Annotated in this window: 13 protein-coding genes and 3 tRNA genes; 15 read left to right on the top strand and 1 reads right to left on the bottom strand. The window is 39.9% G+C overall.

Annotated elements, in window-relative coordinates:
* Positions 1-43 precede the first annotated feature (43 nt).
* From ASE92_RS06800 to ASE92_RS21465, 5 genes are all read left to right on the top strand, one after another.
* Positions 44-130, top strand: a tRNA-Ser gene (locus ASE92_RS06800).
* Positions 131-232: 102 nt separating this feature from the next.
* Positions 233-306 (top strand) — tRNA-Pro (locus tag ASE92_RS06805).
* Positions 307-362: 56 nt separating this feature from the next.
* Positions 363-436: transfer RNA gene (locus ASE92_RS06810), tRNA-Pro, on the top strand.
* 232 nt (positions 437-668) lie between these two features.
* A complete protein-coding gene (locus tag ASE92_RS21460; RefSeq protein ID WP_235527308.1) occupies positions 669-1,430 on the top strand; it encodes a phage integrase SAM-like domain and Arm DNA-binding domain-containing protein in 762 nt (253 codons plus the stop codon).
* A gap of 15 nt (positions 1,431-1,445) precedes the next feature.
* Positions 1,446-1,940: a site-specific integrase gene (locus ASE92_RS21465; RefSeq protein ID WP_235527309.1), complete on the top strand. Its 495-nt coding sequence runs from the start codon at positions 1,446-1,448 to the stop codon at positions 1,938-1,940.
* Between the two features lie 126 nt (positions 1,941-2,066).
* Here the strand turns inward: ASE92_RS21465 and ASE92_RS06820 are convergent, their stop codons facing one another.
* The gene (locus ASE92_RS06820; RefSeq protein WP_056849372.1) at positions 2,067-3,047 is read right to left on the bottom strand and encodes a glycerophosphodiester phosphodiesterase family protein; all 981 of its coding nucleotides are present in this window, start codon (positions 3,045-3,047) and stop codon (positions 2,067-2,069) included.
* 1,207 nt (positions 3,048-4,254) lie between these two features.
* Between ASE92_RS06820 and ASE92_RS06830 the strand changes: the two genes are divergently transcribed.
* The 10 genes from ASE92_RS06830 to ASE92_RS06875 all read left to right on the top strand — a co-directional run bounded on the left by ASE92_RS06830 (position 4,255) and on the right by ASE92_RS06875 (position 18,295).
* Entirely contained in the window at positions 4,255-4,650 is a 396-nt protein-coding gene (locus tag ASE92_RS06830) for a hypothetical protein (RefSeq protein ID WP_235527310.1), read from the top strand.
* A 738-nt stretch (positions 4,651-5,388) separates the two neighbouring features.
* Positions 5,389-6,129 carry an IclR family transcriptional regulator gene (locus ASE92_RS06835; RefSeq protein ID WP_056849374.1) on the top strand — a complete coding sequence of 247 codons (741 nt, stop codon included), beginning with the start codon at positions 5,389-5,391 and terminating at the stop codon, positions 6,127-6,129.
* A gap of 304 nt (positions 6,130-6,433) precedes the next feature.
* Complete coding sequence (locus ASE92_RS06840; protein ID WP_056849375.1) at positions 6,434-9,562, top strand: TonB-dependent receptor; 3,129 nt, start codon at positions 6,434-6,436, stop codon at positions 9,560-9,562.
* A 22-nt stretch (positions 9,563-9,584) separates the two neighbouring features.
* A complete protein-coding gene (locus tag ASE92_RS06845; protein WP_056849387.1) occupies positions 9,585-11,390 on the top strand; it encodes a RagB/SusD family nutrient uptake outer membrane protein in 1,806 nt (601 codons plus the stop codon).
* A 29-nt stretch (positions 11,391-11,419) separates the two neighbouring features.
* Positions 11,420-12,316, top strand: a complete 897-nt coding sequence (locus ASE92_RS06850) for a DUF5017 domain-containing protein (protein WP_157255663.1) — start codon at positions 11,420-11,422, stop codon at positions 12,314-12,316.
* Between the two features lie 9 nt (positions 12,317-12,325).
* On the top strand, positions 12,326-13,408 hold the full coding sequence (locus ASE92_RS06855; RefSeq protein WP_056849377.1) for a glycoside hydrolase family 105 protein: 1,083 nt from the start codon (positions 12,326-12,328) through the stop codon (positions 13,406-13,408).
* Positions 13,408-15,417 (top strand): polysaccharide lyase family 8 super-sandwich domain-containing protein, encoded by a 2,010-nt coding sequence (locus tag ASE92_RS06860; RefSeq protein WP_056849378.1) that lies wholly within the window; start codon positions 13,408-13,410, stop codon positions 15,415-15,417. The genes ASE92_RS06855 and ASE92_RS06860 overlap by 1 nt, the downstream gene beginning before the upstream one ends.
* Complete coding sequence (locus ASE92_RS06865; RefSeq protein WP_157255664.1) at positions 15,414-16,343, top strand: alpha/beta hydrolase; 930 nt, start codon at positions 15,414-15,416, stop codon at positions 16,341-16,343. Before ASE92_RS06860 ends, ASE92_RS06865 begins: the two co-directional genes overlap by 4 nt.
* A 27-nt stretch (positions 16,344-16,370) precedes the next feature.
* Positions 16,371-17,009, top strand: a complete 639-nt coding sequence (locus ASE92_RS06870) for a ChbG/HpnK family deacetylase (RefSeq protein WP_157255665.1) — start codon at positions 16,371-16,373, stop codon at positions 17,007-17,009.
* A gap of 8 nt (positions 17,010-17,017) precedes the next feature.
* On the top strand, positions 17,018-18,295 hold the full coding sequence (locus ASE92_RS06875) for a right-handed parallel beta-helix repeat-containing protein (RefSeq protein WP_056849381.1): 1,278 nt from the start codon (positions 17,018-17,020) through the stop codon (positions 18,293-18,295).
* Positions 18,296-18,300 lie beyond the last annotated feature (5 nt).

Here is an 18,300-nt window from a genome sequence, read left to right on the forward strand (position 1 = left end):
AGACCTCAAAACAACGTCGGTAGGACAGAAATTAGAGGAAGTTGGAGAGGTGCCTGAGTGGCCGAAAGGAACAGTTTGCTAAACTGTCGTACTGGTAACGGTACCGCGGGTTCGAATCCCGCCCTCTCCGCAAAAAGAAAAAATAATTTGGCAAAAAAATTGATTTATCATTTAAAAATCGTTTCTTTGCCAACCCTTCGAAAAAGGGTATAACAAAAGAAGATACCAAGTTCGGGATGTAGCGTAGCCCGGTATCGCGCCTGCTTTGGGAGCAGGAGGTCGTAGGTTCGAATCCTGCCATCCCGACAAAAAGTTCAAACCTACTTTCAAAAAAGGGTTTAAAAAAAGGTGATACCTAAGTTCGGGATGTAGCGTAGCCCGGTATCGCGCCTGCTTTGGGAGCAGGAGGTCGTAGGTTCGAATCCTGCCATCCCGACAACTACAGATACAGTTTGTATCAAAAACCCTCTAAATGGTGAATTTAGGGGGTTTTGTTTTTTTATTGGTATCAGTTTGGGTAAAAAAATATCAATGTTTTTTTTACCAAATCCAATACCAGACTTTTCTCAGTATTATTGTCCTCTCAACAAAATCGAAATTTTTTTAGACATATTTTTTTTGAACAAAAGTACCAGGTCCACGTATCCGTTTTTTATCTGCTTTTGGTATTGGATTTGGTAAAAAAAATAGGAGGAAATTCGATGAAATCAAAGCACAGTTTTAGTGTTGATTTCTACGTTAGAAGTGACAGGAAGGCCTTTGGGACCGCTCCGTTGTATGTTAGAATTACTGTCGGTGGAAAGATGGTTTATTTCGCTACTAAAAAGTCCGTAGATCCATCACAATGGGACCAAAAAGCCCAGCGGTTAAAGGGGACTTCTATGGAAAACAATTCAATTCGAGACAGGATGCGACAATTGATAAATGAAATTGGAGCAGCTTATGATGAATTGAGATTTCAAAAGGAGCTAATTACTGCTGAGAAAATTAAAGCCAAGGTTGAAGGCGAGGATCAGGGTAAGACTTTGAAAGCCTTAATTAAATATCATTTTGATCAACCAGGAAAATTATTGGCTGCAGGAACTTTAAAAAACTACTACTCAACTGAGCGGTTTCTTACTGAATTTCTAAAGGAAAAAAAGTTATCGGACATCCAGTTAGCAAAAATCGACTTTAAGTTTCTTACAGATTTTGGGGTATACCTGCGAACAAAGACTCCGGATAAAGGACAAAGGGTTTGTACTAACAACACAGTAATGAAACATATGGAACGGTTTCAAAAATTAATGGGACTTGCAATGAAATTTGGATGGATTTTGCGAGGTCCATTTATTCACTTTAATCGAAAAATCGTAACAAAAGACAGGGAGGTTTTGGATGATCATGAATTAGCACTAATTCAAAGCGTTGATCTACCAGATGAGGTATAGGCTGCTGTAAGAGATATGTTTGTCTTTAGCTGCTATACCGGGCTTGCATACGGTGAGATCAATGCGCTTTCTCCATGCCATATCACAACAGATAACGAAGGTGGTGTTTGGCTGGTTATGAAGAGGAAAAAAACTCTTACTACAAATGAGCGAAGTTTTCATGTGATGGTCTTGCCTATTGCTTTGGCATTAATTCAAAAATATAGATTTTCGCCAGATGCAATTCATAGAGAAACATTTTTTCCATGTCCGTCAAATCAATACACGAACAGAGCTTTAAAAATCGTTGCAGAAAAGGCTGGTTTAAATAAAAAGCTGACTTTTCATGTAGCCAGACATACATTTGCTACAACTGTTACATTAGAAAAAGGAATTTCCATTGAAAGTGTATCTCATATGTTAGGGCATTCTAGTATCCGTACAACGCAGATTTATTCTAAAGTAAAGCAGAAAAAAGTTGCGGCAGAGATGAAATTTCTTTTCATGAGTCAGCAACTCATGATCAAGTAGAGTGGTGAATGACCTTATACATTTTTTTTGATGGCAAGCTAACAGTATTAGTTTAAACTAAACAAGTTGAAAAAGCAGAAGCATTTAGCTTTTTAGTTTAAATGCTTCTCATTATCCTACTTTATTTTACTTTTTTTGATAATCTCCAAACAGGCGGATCATTATATCAGGGCTATTGGTAATTATCCCGTCGACACCCATTTTGGCCAATGAAATCATATCTTCTTCCTTATCCACGGTCCATGGCAATATCAGCATTTTTTTCTGATGGGCTTTTTGAACCATTTGCTCATCCACGCCACTGAAATAAGGGCTGTAAATATCGGGAACGAAGCCCAGATTAGCGAGCTCTTCTTCCATCCCACCTTTTTTAGCGTTCATCTGTTTAAAATAGTCAGCAACTTCTTTTTCAGTAAGTCCATACTTTCTAAGCTGTTCTTCGGTTAGATTCATTTTTCCCTGGACCAATAGTGATAGCTTGACTTTGGGCGATGTCTGATGAAGGATCTTTAATGTCCTCACATCGAAAGACTGAATGGTCAAACGGTTTTGGATATTCTTTTGATTGACCACAGCCATCAGCTTTTCCACGAAAACGTCTGGAAAAGGATGATATTTTCCGTCTCCCATAGGGGATGATTTGGTTTCGATGTTATAAAACACAGGCTTAAGCTTGTTTTTTTTGACATAGTTTTCAACGCTGTCGATCAAGTCGCTAAGCAGGGGCTTGTGTGTTTTTAGTTTTTGCTGATTGGGAAACATCGGATGGGGCCTCAGTCCCGAGCTGTAGGATTTTACGGTATCATAGGGCATCTGGTAAATACTCAGATTTTTTTCTTCGCTTTTGATCACCTCAGTACCATCGGGTTTGCTCATAAAAGCTGCAGACATATAAGGATCATGTGATACCACCACCTTTCCGTCCTGGGAGGTGACTACATCAAGCTCCAAGGTTTTGCAGCCTAGTTTTACCGCATTGAGCATGGCAGGAATCGTGTTCTCTGGTAGCAGCGCCATACCTCCGCGATGTGCCTGTACGTCAAGCTTCTGTTGTGAAAAGGCGGCACCTGATAACAGCAGGCCAATGATTACTAAGTTTTGTTTCATGAATTTTAGAAGTTTTGATTTGCAAAATTAATTTCTAAAATACCCAATGGTGTTAGCGAATTATTAAATCTTGATGTAGGCCGCGATTTGCTGTCAAAGCCGCTGATTTCTGCAAATCGATATTGCCATTTGCTGTTAGTGAAGGGATCATCAAGAAAATATAGACAAATTCCTGGAGAGGGCTGACCTATAAATCTGCTTTCGGCAGCGGGATTCTATATTTTAAAGGTAACATCCATTGATTGTCCTTATTGCGGAAATTTTGGATGGGATTGATGCTTCGATAATTTTTACCTTCTGGAATGAGTTTTTAAGTGAGATTATTTCTGTTTTCCCAAGGTTATAGCTTCAACAATCCGTATTTGTAGGCAAACGAAATCAACGAAGCTGTGTTTTTGCTTCGGGTCTTTGATATTAGGTTTTTTCGGATATTGTCAATTCTACTGGTCTTAACTTTTAATTTCAATCCAATCTCAGCGCAAGTCAATCCTTCTGCGATATATTCTATTGTTTTGATTTCCTCAGAATCCATTCCCATAAAACTCGGAACTGCTTTATTATTTAAATCCATATGGCAACATACGATAATAATAAAATTATGGTTCTCATACCGACTAACTAAAACTACAAAACATTGATTTTATGGTAATGTAATCCTTTTTAAGTTAGAAGCTCAACTTAGAAATAGAACGTGGCACCAAATTCTAATTAATAATGGAATAGCTTTAACTATCCTCTCTATGCATCCTGCGCCAATCTTTAGTCGGTGGGTACTTTTGATGATAGGGTTGATGATTTATCAGCAAGGCTGATCAAACTCAGTAAGATTAATCTGCATTTTAAGTCTGTCACAAGTGAATCGCTTAAATGAAAAAAACTCCCATCAACGATTATATTAAATTGAATCCAGCACTAAAGCTTGAACATCAATTCGCTTTGATTAGAAACTTATAAGAAAACTTATGCATATTCGAAGATTTTCTGTGCAAGAGAACCCCAGGGTACGTTGATGGAAGAACTAGAGAAAAACTTCCAAGAAGTGGTACTAGCGTGTTTTACAAGTTTTATTGGTCAGGATTTAAGAGTCGCTCATTATTATTCATCCTATTGCCGCTAACCAATAGGAGAAAGATTGGAATCAAGCATTAAAAAGCAATACCCTACTGTCAATAAATGGATACTGATGTTTTTAAGAGCTGATTTTTTTATGCAAAAACTATTTTGGTTCATTTTCAGCTGGTTACTTTTGCAGGTTTGCAGATTTAAAAAAGGAATTTATTTTTGCGCCATGACTGTAACTGTACTGGCCATATTGGAGACTGATTTCAAGCCGGAGAAGAACCTGGCGAAGGTAATGAATGAACGTTTGGTTAGGGTGGCAAGGGATCTGCAGGAGGTTCATTTTAAACCACTCTCGGGTAGGGGATTTTCTTCAGATGATTTGGTAGTATATATCAGTTATAATCCTAAGTATAAAATTCGCTTCCGTATCGTGAATGATGTGCCCGCTGATATTGAGTATTTTGTGGCTGAATGCTGCGGAAGGTTGGGCTTTATTCTTTGGAAGGCTAATGCGGTAGCGGGGAGCAGAGAGGCGGTTTAGCAAATCTTCATTTTTATCGACAGGTTTAGTTGATTAAGTTTTTTTGTTGCTGTCCTCAGTTTTGGACTGGCTATCCCTATATTTTTGGACTAAAAGGATGCCACAGTTTTCCCTGAAAGAAGATTGATATCTGGCAGGTTCTACAATCCTTAATCAAGGTAATTTTCATCTACCAATTTCCTTTTCTGCTGATCAATACAGAATTGAAGAGGATTAATTGATTGTTTTGATAAGTTTAGAACTGAGAGATATATTTTTATTTACTTAGCCTGCAGACGCCATTTGGAAGTTTCGAAGTTTCGCTCGAAACATCAATTGGTGGCTGGGTCATCAGTCACTATGGTATACCATTTATGCGATGGGTGGAGATTATTTTTGTATGCTGGCGATAGTAATGTTTATGAAGTGCATGGCTGGGTAGGAATTAAGGAGTTGCTCTACCCAATTCATTAGTTGATCAGTTAAAGGGTAGGCTAGTTTTGTGGAGCAGATAAAATTTGTTGGTATGAGTTCTGCGGATATCATATTTGTTAATGCTACGGATAATATACCTTAAAAGTAACACTACATCTAAATAAGCTGAAATAATTCTTTCTGGTCGATTGATTCTGATGTTCATATTTCAATCGCGGAGTTAGAAAATGAGTTCAGTAACCTTGAAGTTTTCAACTCTCCATGATAAAAAAACATTTTATAATGTAAACTTTATATATTTGATTTTACACTTTAAAACTTTCGATGATACAAGTAATTAACAGGGCTTTTGATATATTGGAATTTATTGCCCGAGAGCCGGATAAACCCAAGGTTCTTGGAGAAATTTCACAAGCCTTGAATCTTAATCCCGGAACCTGTTCGAACATTATCAAAACGATGATGAACAGGAAGTACATTGAAAAGGCCGAATTCAAAAAGGGATATATTCTCGGATCTGCTGCATATAATCTTACTGGAAATGAGGGATACCGTAAGGGACTCATAGATGTTTCCAGATCCGATATGGAGCTTTTGACATCAGAGATAAATGAGAATTCGGAGTTATCGGTATTGCAGAATGACCTCCGGTTGGTACTTCTCAGGGTGAAAAGTGATCATGATGTTCAGGCTCGGACAGCCTCAGAAAAAAGAGCATATGATACTGCGGCAGGGAGGATTATGCTAGCCTATCTGGGCGATTCTGAACTGGAAGCATTTGTACAAAAATTTGGACTGCCAAAGGCGGATGAATGGAGTGAAGCAAAATCACTTTCTTCTTTTTTTGTAGAGCTCTCAAAAATAAGGGAGATTGGATATGCTATTCAAATCAGCGTAAACCAAATTGTCGGATTGGCGGTGCCATTGTTTAAGGATGAGAAAATTATAGCCTGCTTGGGTATGTATATGCCAACTTACAGATATGATATGTTGGGGCACGAACGGATTTTGCAATCCATTATTAAAACTGGTAAATCAATAAATGAAAAGCTAAATCTAATTTAGGCTACATCATTTCAGCTTGATCACCCATCCTAAACCGATGGGTTTTTTTTTGCCGATTGGATTAGATTAATTCACTTTTGGGTTTCAAAAAAATAGAAAAAAATTTGCTTATTTAAAAAATATCTATAATTTTATGTAATAATGTAAAATCATATTTTATATTATAAAATTTAACCGATATAAACCGTTACTGTAAGTCTGGATTCTGGTTGTTTCGACACTTTACTCCTTCTTATCATAGCATTGAAAAATGGCCATCTATGTTGGTCCTTAAATTATAACCAAATCATAATCCTGAACGCGTATGAGAAAATTTCTATTATTGTTAATATTTCCGCTATTGATCATTCATTATGCTGATGCTCAAACAAGACAAATTAAGGGAAAAATAACAGACGAAAAAACCGGAGAATCGTTACCTGGTGTTAACGTCAAAGCTGGCGACAACGCCAGGACGGTTAGTGACCAAAATGGTAATTTCTCCCTTAATATTCCAAATTCAAATGCTGGTCCACTATCAGTGTCGTATGTAGGCTATATACCGCAAACCATCCAGATCGGATCCCGTACCGAGATCAATGTCCGGTTAATCAGTTTATCTCAGGGGCTCGATGATGTTGTAGTTGTTGGTTACGGGGCAGTAAAAAAACAAGATTTGACAGGCTCAGTGGCTCAGGTAAATATCACGGATATGCAAAAGGCACCGGTAAAATCTTTTGATGATGCTTTAGCGGGTCGTGTGGCTGGGGTAGAAGTATCGTCCAATGAAGGACAGCCGGGTATATCCAATAACATCGTCATTAGGGGGAACAACTCTGTTACACAAGATAATACGCCATTGTATGTAATTGACGGATTTCCAATTGATAATCCCAACAACAACGTTATCAATCCTGAAGAGATTGAAACCATCACAGTATTAAAAGATGCTTCGTCCACTGCTATTTACGGATCAAGGGGAGCAAATGGCGTAATCGTGATTACCACTAAACGAGGTGCGATCGGCGAACCTGTTGTAAAATATAATGGTTACGTAGCTGTACAGCGGGTGTCTGAAAGGGAGGAAATGATGGGCCCATATGAATTTGTCCGCCTGCAGAACGACCTTGATCCAATTACCACGGCCGCGGTATATTTCAGTAACGGCCGAAATTTAGAATCTTATCGGAATGTTCAGGGTGTCGATTTTCAAAATGAGCTCTATAGGGATGCATTAATGCATAGCAATAATATATCAATCAGCGGTGGAACTGCCAAAACCCGTTATAGTGTTTCAGCTTCAGCGCTGGGTCAGGGAGGGGTCATCATCAATTCAGGATTTTCCCGTTACCAGGGTCGCGTTACGCTGGATCAGGAACTAAATTCAAAAGTCAAGATTGGAATCAATGCCAACTACAGCAGTATCAACATTACTGGAACCACACCATCATCTTCTACCTCACAAATCAATGCCAGTACCAATTTAATGTACAGTGTCTGGGGCTACAGACCAGTTAGTGGAAGCAATGCCGATCTTTTAAATGAACTGTTCGATCCAGAGATAGACGAAACTGTAAATTACCGTTTCAATCCAATATCATCGGTAAATAACGAATACCGCAAAAACGTAAACAACAGTATTATTGCCAACGCCTACGTTGACTACGCAATTACCTCAAAGTTGAAACTGAGGGTGACTGGAGGTTTGAATAACAACCAGAATAGAAGCGAAAGTTTCAACAATACGCTCACACGTTCCGGAAGTCCGTTTGGTCCATTAGGCGCATCAGGCGTGAACGGAGGCATTGCTTATCGTCAGGTGAATAACTGGGTAAATGAAAACACGTTGACATACAACAATAGTTTTAATAAAAACCATAGCCTGAACGTACTTTTGGGCGCTACCTTACAGGGAATCAATGCTACGGGTTATGGCTATACCGCTGTAGCAGTTCCAAATGAGAGTTTAGGAATTAATGGATTGGATGAAGGAACACCAAGAACAATTACTTCAACCGCTACAGGATCAACACTGGCTTCAGGTTTGGCACGTGTAAACTATAATTACAAATCCAGATATCTGTTCACCGCCACGGTCAGGGCAGACGGATCATCAAAATTTAGGGATGACAATAAATGGAGCGTATTTACTTCGGGAGCGTTTGCCTGGAGAATGAGCGATGAGCCATTTATGAAAAATATTAAATTTATTAACGATGCAAAATTAAGGATCAGTTATGGTGAGACAGGAAACAACCGAATAGGTGATTTTTCAACCTACTCCACCTTCATCATCGAGCCGATGGCAGCTTATGCATTCAACAACAGTATCGTAAAAGGAATTATTCCCATGGCCATTGGCAATCCAGGTTTAAAATGGGAAACTACTGCAACCACAAATATTGGTTATGATCTATCTTTATTTCAAGATAGGATTCAGTTTACTTTTGATGCTTACAGGAAAACAACTTTTGATTTGTTACTGAATGCAAGCTTACCAACCACAACAGGGTATGCCAATGCTTTTAAAAATATTGGCAAAGTGCGCAACCAAGGTTTGGAGTTTACATTGAACACGGTAAACATTAAAACGAAAGATTTCACCTGGTCATCCAATTTCAACATTAGTTTCAATGAGAACAAATTGCTCGGACTGGCCGATAATCAGGAGTCTCTGCAAACGCCGATCGTTTGGGAAAGAAGATATACCGGCGTTCCATTGTATGTGGCTAAACTGAACAATCCTATTGCGGCCATGTATGGTTTTGTTTTCGACGGGATTTATCAGTTCAGTGATTTTGATCAGTTACCGGATGGAAGATATTCTTTAAGGGCAGATGTGGTTAATAATGGAAGCGCCCGGACAGCGGTTCAGCCAGGAGATATCAAATACAAGGATCTGAACGGTGATGGTGTGGTGAATACATTGGATCAAACACAGATCGGTAGGGCTTATCCCATTCATGTTGGTGGTTTCTCAAATAATTTCAACTATAAAAACTTCGATTTAAACGTGTTTTTACAATGGTCTTCTGGAAACGATATCGTAAATGCAAACAGATTGGTTTTTGAAGGGAATGCAACAGGAGCAGTGGGATTGAATCAGTATGCAAGCTATGCCGACCGTTGGACGCCAGACAATCCAAGCAATACACTCAATCGGGTAGGCGGACAAGGACCTGCTTATTATTCTTCAAGAGTGATTGAAGATGGTTCTTATTTGAGGTTGAAAACAGTTTCGCTGGGATATAGTTTAGGATCAGCGGTTTTAAAGAACATTAAAATCAGATCACTAAGAGCCTATTTATCGGCACAGAACATCTTTACCATTACCGGCTACAGCGGCCCTGATCCAGAAGTATCTGTCAAAAATTCTACCCTAACGCCTGGATTTGATTATTCAGCATATCCCAGAGCCAGAACTTTAACTTTTGGTATCAATGCAACTTTTTAGTTTAAAATATAAAGTCAGAACGATGAAAACAAAACTGTCACTGCTTTTACTTGTATTGCTCTTCAGTATAAGTTCTTGCAAAAAATATTTAGAGGTGCTTCCAAAGGATTTCGTATCCCCTGAAAATTACTTCAACAACGAAACAGAACTCAATACCGCTTTGGTTGGGGTTTATGATATTATGGGCAGCGCGGCCCTATACGGAGAGATTTTATGGTCGCAATTTGAAGTGGCTACCGATGAGAGTTTTTACAGGCAATCCACCACAACCTTGGGTGTGCAGGTTTACAACTACGATTCCAACAATAGTTCTGTTGCGGGAATCTGGAAAGCACTTTATGCCGGTATTGAGCGGGCGAACATTCTATTGGCAAATATAGATAAACCTTCTATGCCGGAAGCAAACAGAAGCGTGGTAAGAGGGGAAGCACTTTTTTTAAGGGCATATTATTATTATCTGCTGACTTCCAATTTTGGTGATGTACCATTGATCCTGGAACCCACAAAATCCGTTAACAATCCTGAAATAGCACGTACGCCCCTGAAAGAAGTCTATGCCCAAATATTATCTGACATGACTACCGCTGAAGGGCTGGTAAAACCCATTACCGCCTACAATTTTGCAGGTAGAGTAAGTAAAAGCGCAGTTCAAGGTATACTGGCCCGCGTTTGTTTAAAAATGGCAGGAAACCCGTTAAATGATAAAACCAAATATGCCGATGCCGCGAAGTGGGCTAAAATGGTAATCAACTCTGGACTTCATAGCCTAAATCCTTCCTATGAACAGATTTTTATCAACCATATGCAAGATAAATATGATATTAAGGAAGGCATTTGGGAAGTTGAATTTACAGGTAACTTATTGCAATCGGGCGTGAATGAAACAGGCAGGCTGGGCGTTTTGGGCGGATTGGCTGGAACAAACGATGAAATTGGAAATAGTTATGGCCAGTGGAACGGAACCCGTGTATTGTATGATATCTATAAACCACAGGATTTACGCCGGGACTGGAACATCGGATCTTATTATTATAGTGGAGCAACCAAAAACAAAGTTTTTCAAACCGTTGCAGAAGCAAAAAGTGTTGGAAAATGGCGCAGGGAATATGAGTTATTGACACCGAAAAACAGAAATTACAACGGTGCCAATTTCCCACTGTTGCGTTATTCGGATGTATTGCTGATGTACGCGGAGGCACAAAATGAAATCTCGGGACCGGATGCAGAGAGTATAAACTATGTGAATCTGGTAAGGCAACGTGGCGCAGGTAAAGTTTTAAATGGAACCAATGTGTTCACTGTGAATGTAGTGAACGGTGGTTCGGGCTATACCACAGTTCCAAATGTTACGATTAACGGAGGTGGTTTTACCACACAGGCAACAGCTACTGCAGCAATAGCCAACGGTAGAGTAAGTGCCATAACCGTGGTTACACCAGGATCTTTTTACGCTTCAGTACCAACAGTTACCATAGCTGGAACTACCGGCACGGGTGCCACAGCGACCGTAACACTATCAACTGCTACAGATGCGGATTTGATTCCTGCCGAAACAGCAAATCAAGCTGCATTCAAATCAACTATTATTGATGAAAGGTCGCGTGAGTTGTGCTATGAAGGCCTTCGGAGGGGCGACCTGATCAGATGGGGTATATTTGTAGAGCGTATGAAAAATTCGGCTTCAGTTGCAACTTTGCGTTATATTGCCGCATTCAAATACGCATCACGCCCGGGAGATAATATTTCTGAAAAGCACAATCTCTTGCCAATTCCATTGTCAGAAATCTCATTGAACAGATTGCTAACCCAAAACCCAGGTTGGTTATAAGCCGAGGTGAACCTTTAAACGACGAAAAAATGAAACAAAACATATATATTGGTCTTATCGCTTTGATTGCCCTTGTTAGCTGCAAGAAGTTAACGGTTGAGACGCCTGAATTCGATGTGGTTACAGACAAAACAACTTACAAAGTGGGTGAGGAAGTGAATTTCAGATTTACCGGAAATCCTGATTTGATTTCGGTTTACCGAGGCATTGCCGGCGAAAATTATGATTTCAGGAGTAGAACCACAGCAGAGGGATTGCCTCAGCTTAATTTCACTACGCTCTTACAAAATGCAGGTGAAACCAATACATTAAGGCTTATGGCATCAACCAACTTTACAGGTAAATATGATGCTGCAGGCGTTGCAGCTGCATCATGGACAGATATTACCTCAAGAGCTACATTATCTACGGGAACGGATAATACGGCCTCCGGAACAATCGATCTCTCTGATTTTAAATCTGCCAATCAACCATTGTATCTGGCCTTTAAATACCAGGGTTATTTTCATCCTACACTTAAACAGCCATCTTGGTTCTTACGTACTTTCAACGTAAACAATGTTTTGCCAGAGGGAAGAACTTCCGTTATTGCAGCTATTGGTCAGGTAGGATGGGTTGGTGTAGACATTAAAAACCCAACAGTAGTTTGGGGCGTACCGACCACAGGTCAGATAACCATTAACGGTACGGGAACAGATGCTATCAATGAAGACAACGAGGATTGGGTAATCAGCAGGCCTTTTAATTTAGCCGCTGTTTCCACAGACATCGGCCTTGGTTTAAAAACCGCAACCACTTATTTAAGTAATTACACTTATGCGTACACGGTTCCTGGAACTTATACTGTTACTTTTATCGCCGCTAATGCAAGTCGCGATGAGAGTAGCCAGATCATCAAACAGATTAAGTTAACCATTGAACCCTAATTGAAAAACATGTTAAAGAAAATCGGCATTCCAGTATTATTGATTGCAGTGATATTAATTTCAGCTTGTGCTTCCCTTAAGAAAAATACCTCGGAGCTTGATCATAAATCTATTGAGACGACCATGCAAAAGGTATTCAATTGGCAAATTGCCAATCCGGTTGTAGGCAATGCAAAAAATCACGACGATTGGGCAAGAGGCGTATTTTATGCAGGAATTATTCGTGCCTACGAAACCACAAAAGATAAAAATTATTTCAACGAGGCTGTTCGCTGGTCGGAAAGTTTGAATTATAAATTAGCAGAACGGTATCGCCATGCCGATGATCATACCCGTGGGCAAACCTACCTGGGGATTTATGCCGTCACTAAAAATCCAAAAGCAATTTTGGATACCAAAAGTGTTTATGATTCCCTAATCAGCAACCCCAAGCCAGGCAGAGAAGAATGGTGGTGGTGCGATGCCCTTTTTATGTCTCCACCAGTTTTAGTACGATTGGCCGAAGCCACCGGAAACCAGAAATACAACGAGTTTATGAGCAAAATGTGGTGGGATACCACCGACTTCCTTTTTGATCAGGATGAAAACCTGTTCTACAGGGATAAAAGCTTTTTTCAGCGCCGATCACCTAATGGAAAGAAAATATTCTGGTCCAGAGGCAATGGATGGGTATTAGGAGGCTTGGTTCAGGTATTGGAGCATTTGCCAAAAGAGGATCCCAACTATAAAAGATTCGAGGATTTGTATTTGAAGATGGCAAAAAAAATAGCAGGTATTCAACAGGAAGATGGCCTTTGGCGACCAAACCTTGCTGATCCTGCAGAATATACCAATAAGGAAACCAGTGGATCAGCATTTTATGTTTTCGCCCTCACCTGGGGAATCAATCATGGATATTTGAGTAAAAAGGAATACTTACCCATCATTTTGAAGGGATGGAGGGGACTGAACGCTCAGGTAACGCCTGAGGGAAAACTTACCTGGGTACAGAAAATTGGATCGAAACCTGAAGCAGTAAAAAGTGAGGACAATCAGGAGTACGGTTCCGGGGCGTTTTTGATGGCTGGTGCCGAGCTTTTAAAACTTAAATAATGAAAAAATTTAAACTTGGTTGGTTATTGGTAGTATTGACTTTGGGCTTTCAAGTAGCTCAGAGTCAGCTGCCATATCATCAGGTAATCAATAGGTACAAAGCTTTTTTAATTGACTTAGATACAACTTCGACTCAGAGCGTAAAAAACTGGTTAGCCACTGTAGATGAGAGTGGAAAATGGGGGGATGTGGATTATAGAGATCAAAATTCATCCTCATGGAAAACCACTGAACACCTCGATCGGTTGGTAAAAATATCTGTAGCCTATCAAAAAAGAGGAAGTCCGTTCTATCAGAATGATTCAGCAAGAAAGGTCATTTCCAAGGCCCTGGATCATTGGATGACCGCAGTTTACAGAAATCCAAACTGGTGGTATAACGAAATTGGTGTGCCGCAGTTTTGGCGGGATATTATCACATTGGACGGGGATTTCCTGAAAGGCCAGCAGCGTACCAAAGCATTAAATGTTTTGCGACAGTTTAAACTAAAGCCGAATTTTACCGGTGCCAATTTAACCTGGAGCGCCGATCTTAGTCTGCATTATGGTTTGTTTACCCAGAATGACTCATTGATAATCCAGGCGAGCAAATTACTGGCCAAGGAAATCAAGGTCAGCAATGGCGAGGGCATAAGGCCTGACTTTAGTTATCACCAACATGGTAGCAGGTTGCAAACCCACCACTATGGCGCTGCTTTTCTAAAAGAGAATATTAGGTTGGCCTATGAACTGAATGGAACTCCCTGGGCATTCCCAGTGGAAAAAATAGTCGTGCTGAAGGATTTTTTACTAGAAGGGTGGCAATGGATGGAGCGTGGCATTTACCTTACCCCAGGCAGTATTGATCGGGCAGTAAGCCGTAAAGGTTTTTTAAAGCAGGATATTTCCAGGTTGATCCCTTATTTATCTCAACTCGATAGGGGATACAGAAGCTTGGATTTGGATGCAATGCTTAAATTTCAAAAAGGCGGTATGCAACATTTAAAAGGCTTTAAATATTTCCCTTTTTCGTATTTTGCTGCCTATCAGCAACCTGAATTTAGTTTTTTCCTCAAAACCATTTCCAATAAAACGGAAGTAACCGAACGAATCAACGGTGAGAACCAAAAGGGTACTTTCCTGAATTTAGGAAATACTTATTTTATTAAAAACGGAAAGGAATATACTGATTTGATGCCGTTTTGGGACTGGAATAAATTGCCGGGTGTAACAAATTTTGAATCTGCTACAAGTATTTCCCGATCACATTTTGCGGGAGGGGTGCAGGCGGATGGCAGTGGTGTTGTGGTGATGGACGTTGAGACGATAGGATCAGATTCGAAGCTTTCTGCAAGCAAATTTTGGTCGATGCATAAGGGTAGGGTGTTCTGTTTAATTGCAGACATCGCTTTAAGAGGATCTGCTGATAGCATCTTTACCACATTAGAGCAAAGCCGAATACAGGGATTAATGTTCTTAAATTCTGTCGATAATATTCTTATCACTAACGCTGTAATGGAGCCGGTAAAATGGATACACCACCATGGTCTAACTTACATTCCATTAACTCAAGGGTTAATGGATCTGAGCGTTGGGCGGGTAAAAGGAAGCTGGTCAGACCTATCGAAATCAGGATCAAAGGATATAGGAGAAGAAAAAGTTTTTAAATTAGTGCTCCATCATCAAAACAATACATCTGCAGCCTATATGGTTGATGGCATAACGCCCTTAGATCAGGTTCAAAAAAAACTAGCCAGACCAGACTGGAAGATACTGCAAAATACCAGTACTTGTCAGGCCATCAGTTTCAGTGATGGCATTACGATGGCTTCATTCCATCAGAAAAATACTTTAAAGCTTCCAAAAAGCATCATCAGTGTAGACAGAGCCTGTCTAATTTTAATCGATTCGGATAAGATATATGCAAGTGACCCACTTAAAATTGGCGGAAAACTGGAAATCCAGATAAGTGGAAAAAAATTAAGGTTTGATCTTCCTGCAGATGGAACAACCGTAAATCAAAATTTATGAAAAAAAGAATTGCTATAACATCATTGCTGTGTTTGGTCATGGTATTTATGGCTTGGTCACAGGAAACGATTCTATTATATAACGCTACTATCCCCGGGTCAAAAACGGATGCCAGTTATGTGGAAAAGGAGCACAGAGGCGATGACGGAAAACGCTATATTTCGTTTGTTAGCAAACCAAGCCTGACTGTTTTTGTGCCAGACAAAGGAACTGCGAACGGTGCTGCCGTAATCATCTTGCCGGGTGGGGGTTACCAGGTATTGGCTATTGAACATGAAGGAGAGGAATTAGCCAAAAGGTTTAATGAATTTGGGATAACGGCGTTTGTGGTGAAATATCGCTTGCCTAATGATGCCATTATGAGCGATAAAAGTATGGCGCCATTGCAGGATGCGCAACAGGCAATGATTTTGGTGAGAAGCCAGTCTGCCAAATGGAACTTGGATAAGAATAGGGTAGGGGTGGTAGGCGCATCTGCCGGAGGACATTTAGCTGCGTCCCTGGCTACTCATTTCGATCAGTCTTATGTGCCCAATCCGCTAAAGGTTAACCTTAGACCTGACTTTATGGTGCTGCTCTATCCGCGAATTTCGTTTGAAGTTGGTGTAGAGTCAAGTTCAGCTAAAAACCTGCTGGGTCCTGAATTTAAAAAAGATAAAATGGCTTTTTTTTCTGTCGACAAGCAGGTTACTGCTAACACCCCAATAACATTCCTCCTTCATGCCTCTGATGATCCGGTGGTCAAAGCTGAGCATAGTATTTTATTTTATCAGGCTTTGATTAATAGAAAGGTGCCTGCGGAAATGCACCTTTATCAGGCAGGCGGCCATGGATTTGGCTTAAATAATAAAACAAATAACGACGACTGGTTTTTAAGGCTTATCAGCTGGTTGAACTCAAACCAAATCATTTCAAAGAAAAATTAATCCAATAAAAAATCCTTATACCGATACATGGGCAACATCATTCTCACTTCAGACGATTTTGGGTTAAGCAAAATATACAACAGAGAAATTCTACGGGCTTTACAGTCTGATCTGCTCACATCAGTATCCATTATGGTTGATGGACATCTATTTAGGCAACAGCAACAGGTGCTTATGTTAAAATTACTTGCGAAAGAGAAAAATATCAGTCTAGGTTTACATCTGGAGATTGGCATCAATCAGATAGATATCAGGGAGTTGTGCCTCAATCAATGGAATAGATTTATAAATATACTCGGTCTCGAACCAGATTATATCGATATTCATAAAGATCATCTTTTTAGAAATCATTATGATGATATTGCTGGTTTTTGCATAGAAAAAAAGGTGGCCTTTAGAAAATACAAAGAAACAACGGTTAAACTTAAAGCGCCAGACGACATGTTCATTGCCTCCTCAGAGAGTCTGAACAGTATTGAGGAGCGGCTGAATGTGATGAAATCGAATGAAACACTCGAAATGGTATTCCATCTTGGTATGTACGATGAAGATGTGGTTTCATCCTTAAATAAAGAACGGGCAGAAGACCGTAAGAGATTGGAATGGGCACACGAGGTAATCAATAAGCTGGGGCTCAAATTAATGAGTTATAATCAACTGAAATAGTTTCGTTTATGAAAAAGATCATCTGGCTGTTTATTGCTGTGTTTTGCTTAAACCAATGTTTCGCTGCTAAATACTATTGCAGCCCAAAAAATGGCAGCATGGCAAACGCAGGGACATTTGACTCCCCCTGGAGTACGCTGGATTCGGTATTCCTAGCCAACAAGAAGTTCCTGCCAGGAGATAGCATCATCTTGCTGTCTGGCAATCATGGCAATCCGGTTATTTCTGGCAACTTAAAGGGTAATCAAGCCATTACGATTCTGCCAGGAGAAAGACAATTTCCCCGGGTTAATAGTCTGCAGGTTACAAATGGGAAATATTGGAAAATCTACGGCTTAAAGGTTTGCCCTGATGAAACCGGACGGCTTGAAAAACGGGATTTTGTAGCCATTAAAGCGAATTCCAGTTTTATTTTGATTGAAAATTTTGATATCAGCTCAACAGATAGCTGCGTGAATAACTGGTCGGTATCAAAAATGTTGACCAGGGCAGGTTTGGGAATAAGGGTAGAGGGTACAGATTGTTCGCTTATCAATAATACCCTGAAGCAGGTGAGTTTTGGCATTGTGGTTGCAAAAACGGCAATAAGAACCCAGATCAGTGGGAATATCATTTACGGGTTTCTTCATGATGGCATTAGAGGTTTATCAGATGATTCAGTATTTGAGTTCAATCTGGTTGCAGGTTCTTACGGAATTGACAACAATCATGATGATGGCTTTCAAAGCTGGAGCACCGATGAACAGGGAAAGGTTGGAATGGGAAAAGTGTCAAATGTAATTTTAAGGAACAATATTTTCATCAGTCAGCTTGATCCTGATCAGCCTTTTCCGCAGGAAACTGGAATGCAGGGCATTGGTTGCTTTGATGGTTTTTTTGAAAACTGGACTGTAGAAAACAATGTTGTTTTAACCAATATGTGGCATGGCATCTCCTTCTATGGTGCCAAAAATGTTAAAATCGCCAACAATACCGTAGCGAGTAACCCATTTTCTGGAAAACCATTTATTCCATGGATCGGAATCTATAACCATAAAAAGTTGGGGCTAAGCCTGGGAAACATTGTCGTTAATAATTTCACAACCGGATTCAGCGAAATGAAGGGCGTAATTGCTGAATCAGGGAACATAAAAGTCGATGGTAAAAAATTAAACGAGTATTTTGAGCACTGGAAATCCTTTGATCTCCAACTGAGATCAAAAGTGAAAAACAGCAGTAAAGTTGGCGCAAAAATCGAAAAATTGCCCAAGATTAAGTCCCAGTTATACCTGTGCGATTACCAATAAACAAT

It is taken from the genome of Pedobacter sp. Leaf41 (genome assembly GCF_001422545.1).
In the GTDB taxonomy this organism is placed as follows: domain Bacteria; phylum Bacteroidota; class Bacteroidia; order Sphingobacteriales; family Sphingobacteriaceae; genus Pedobacter.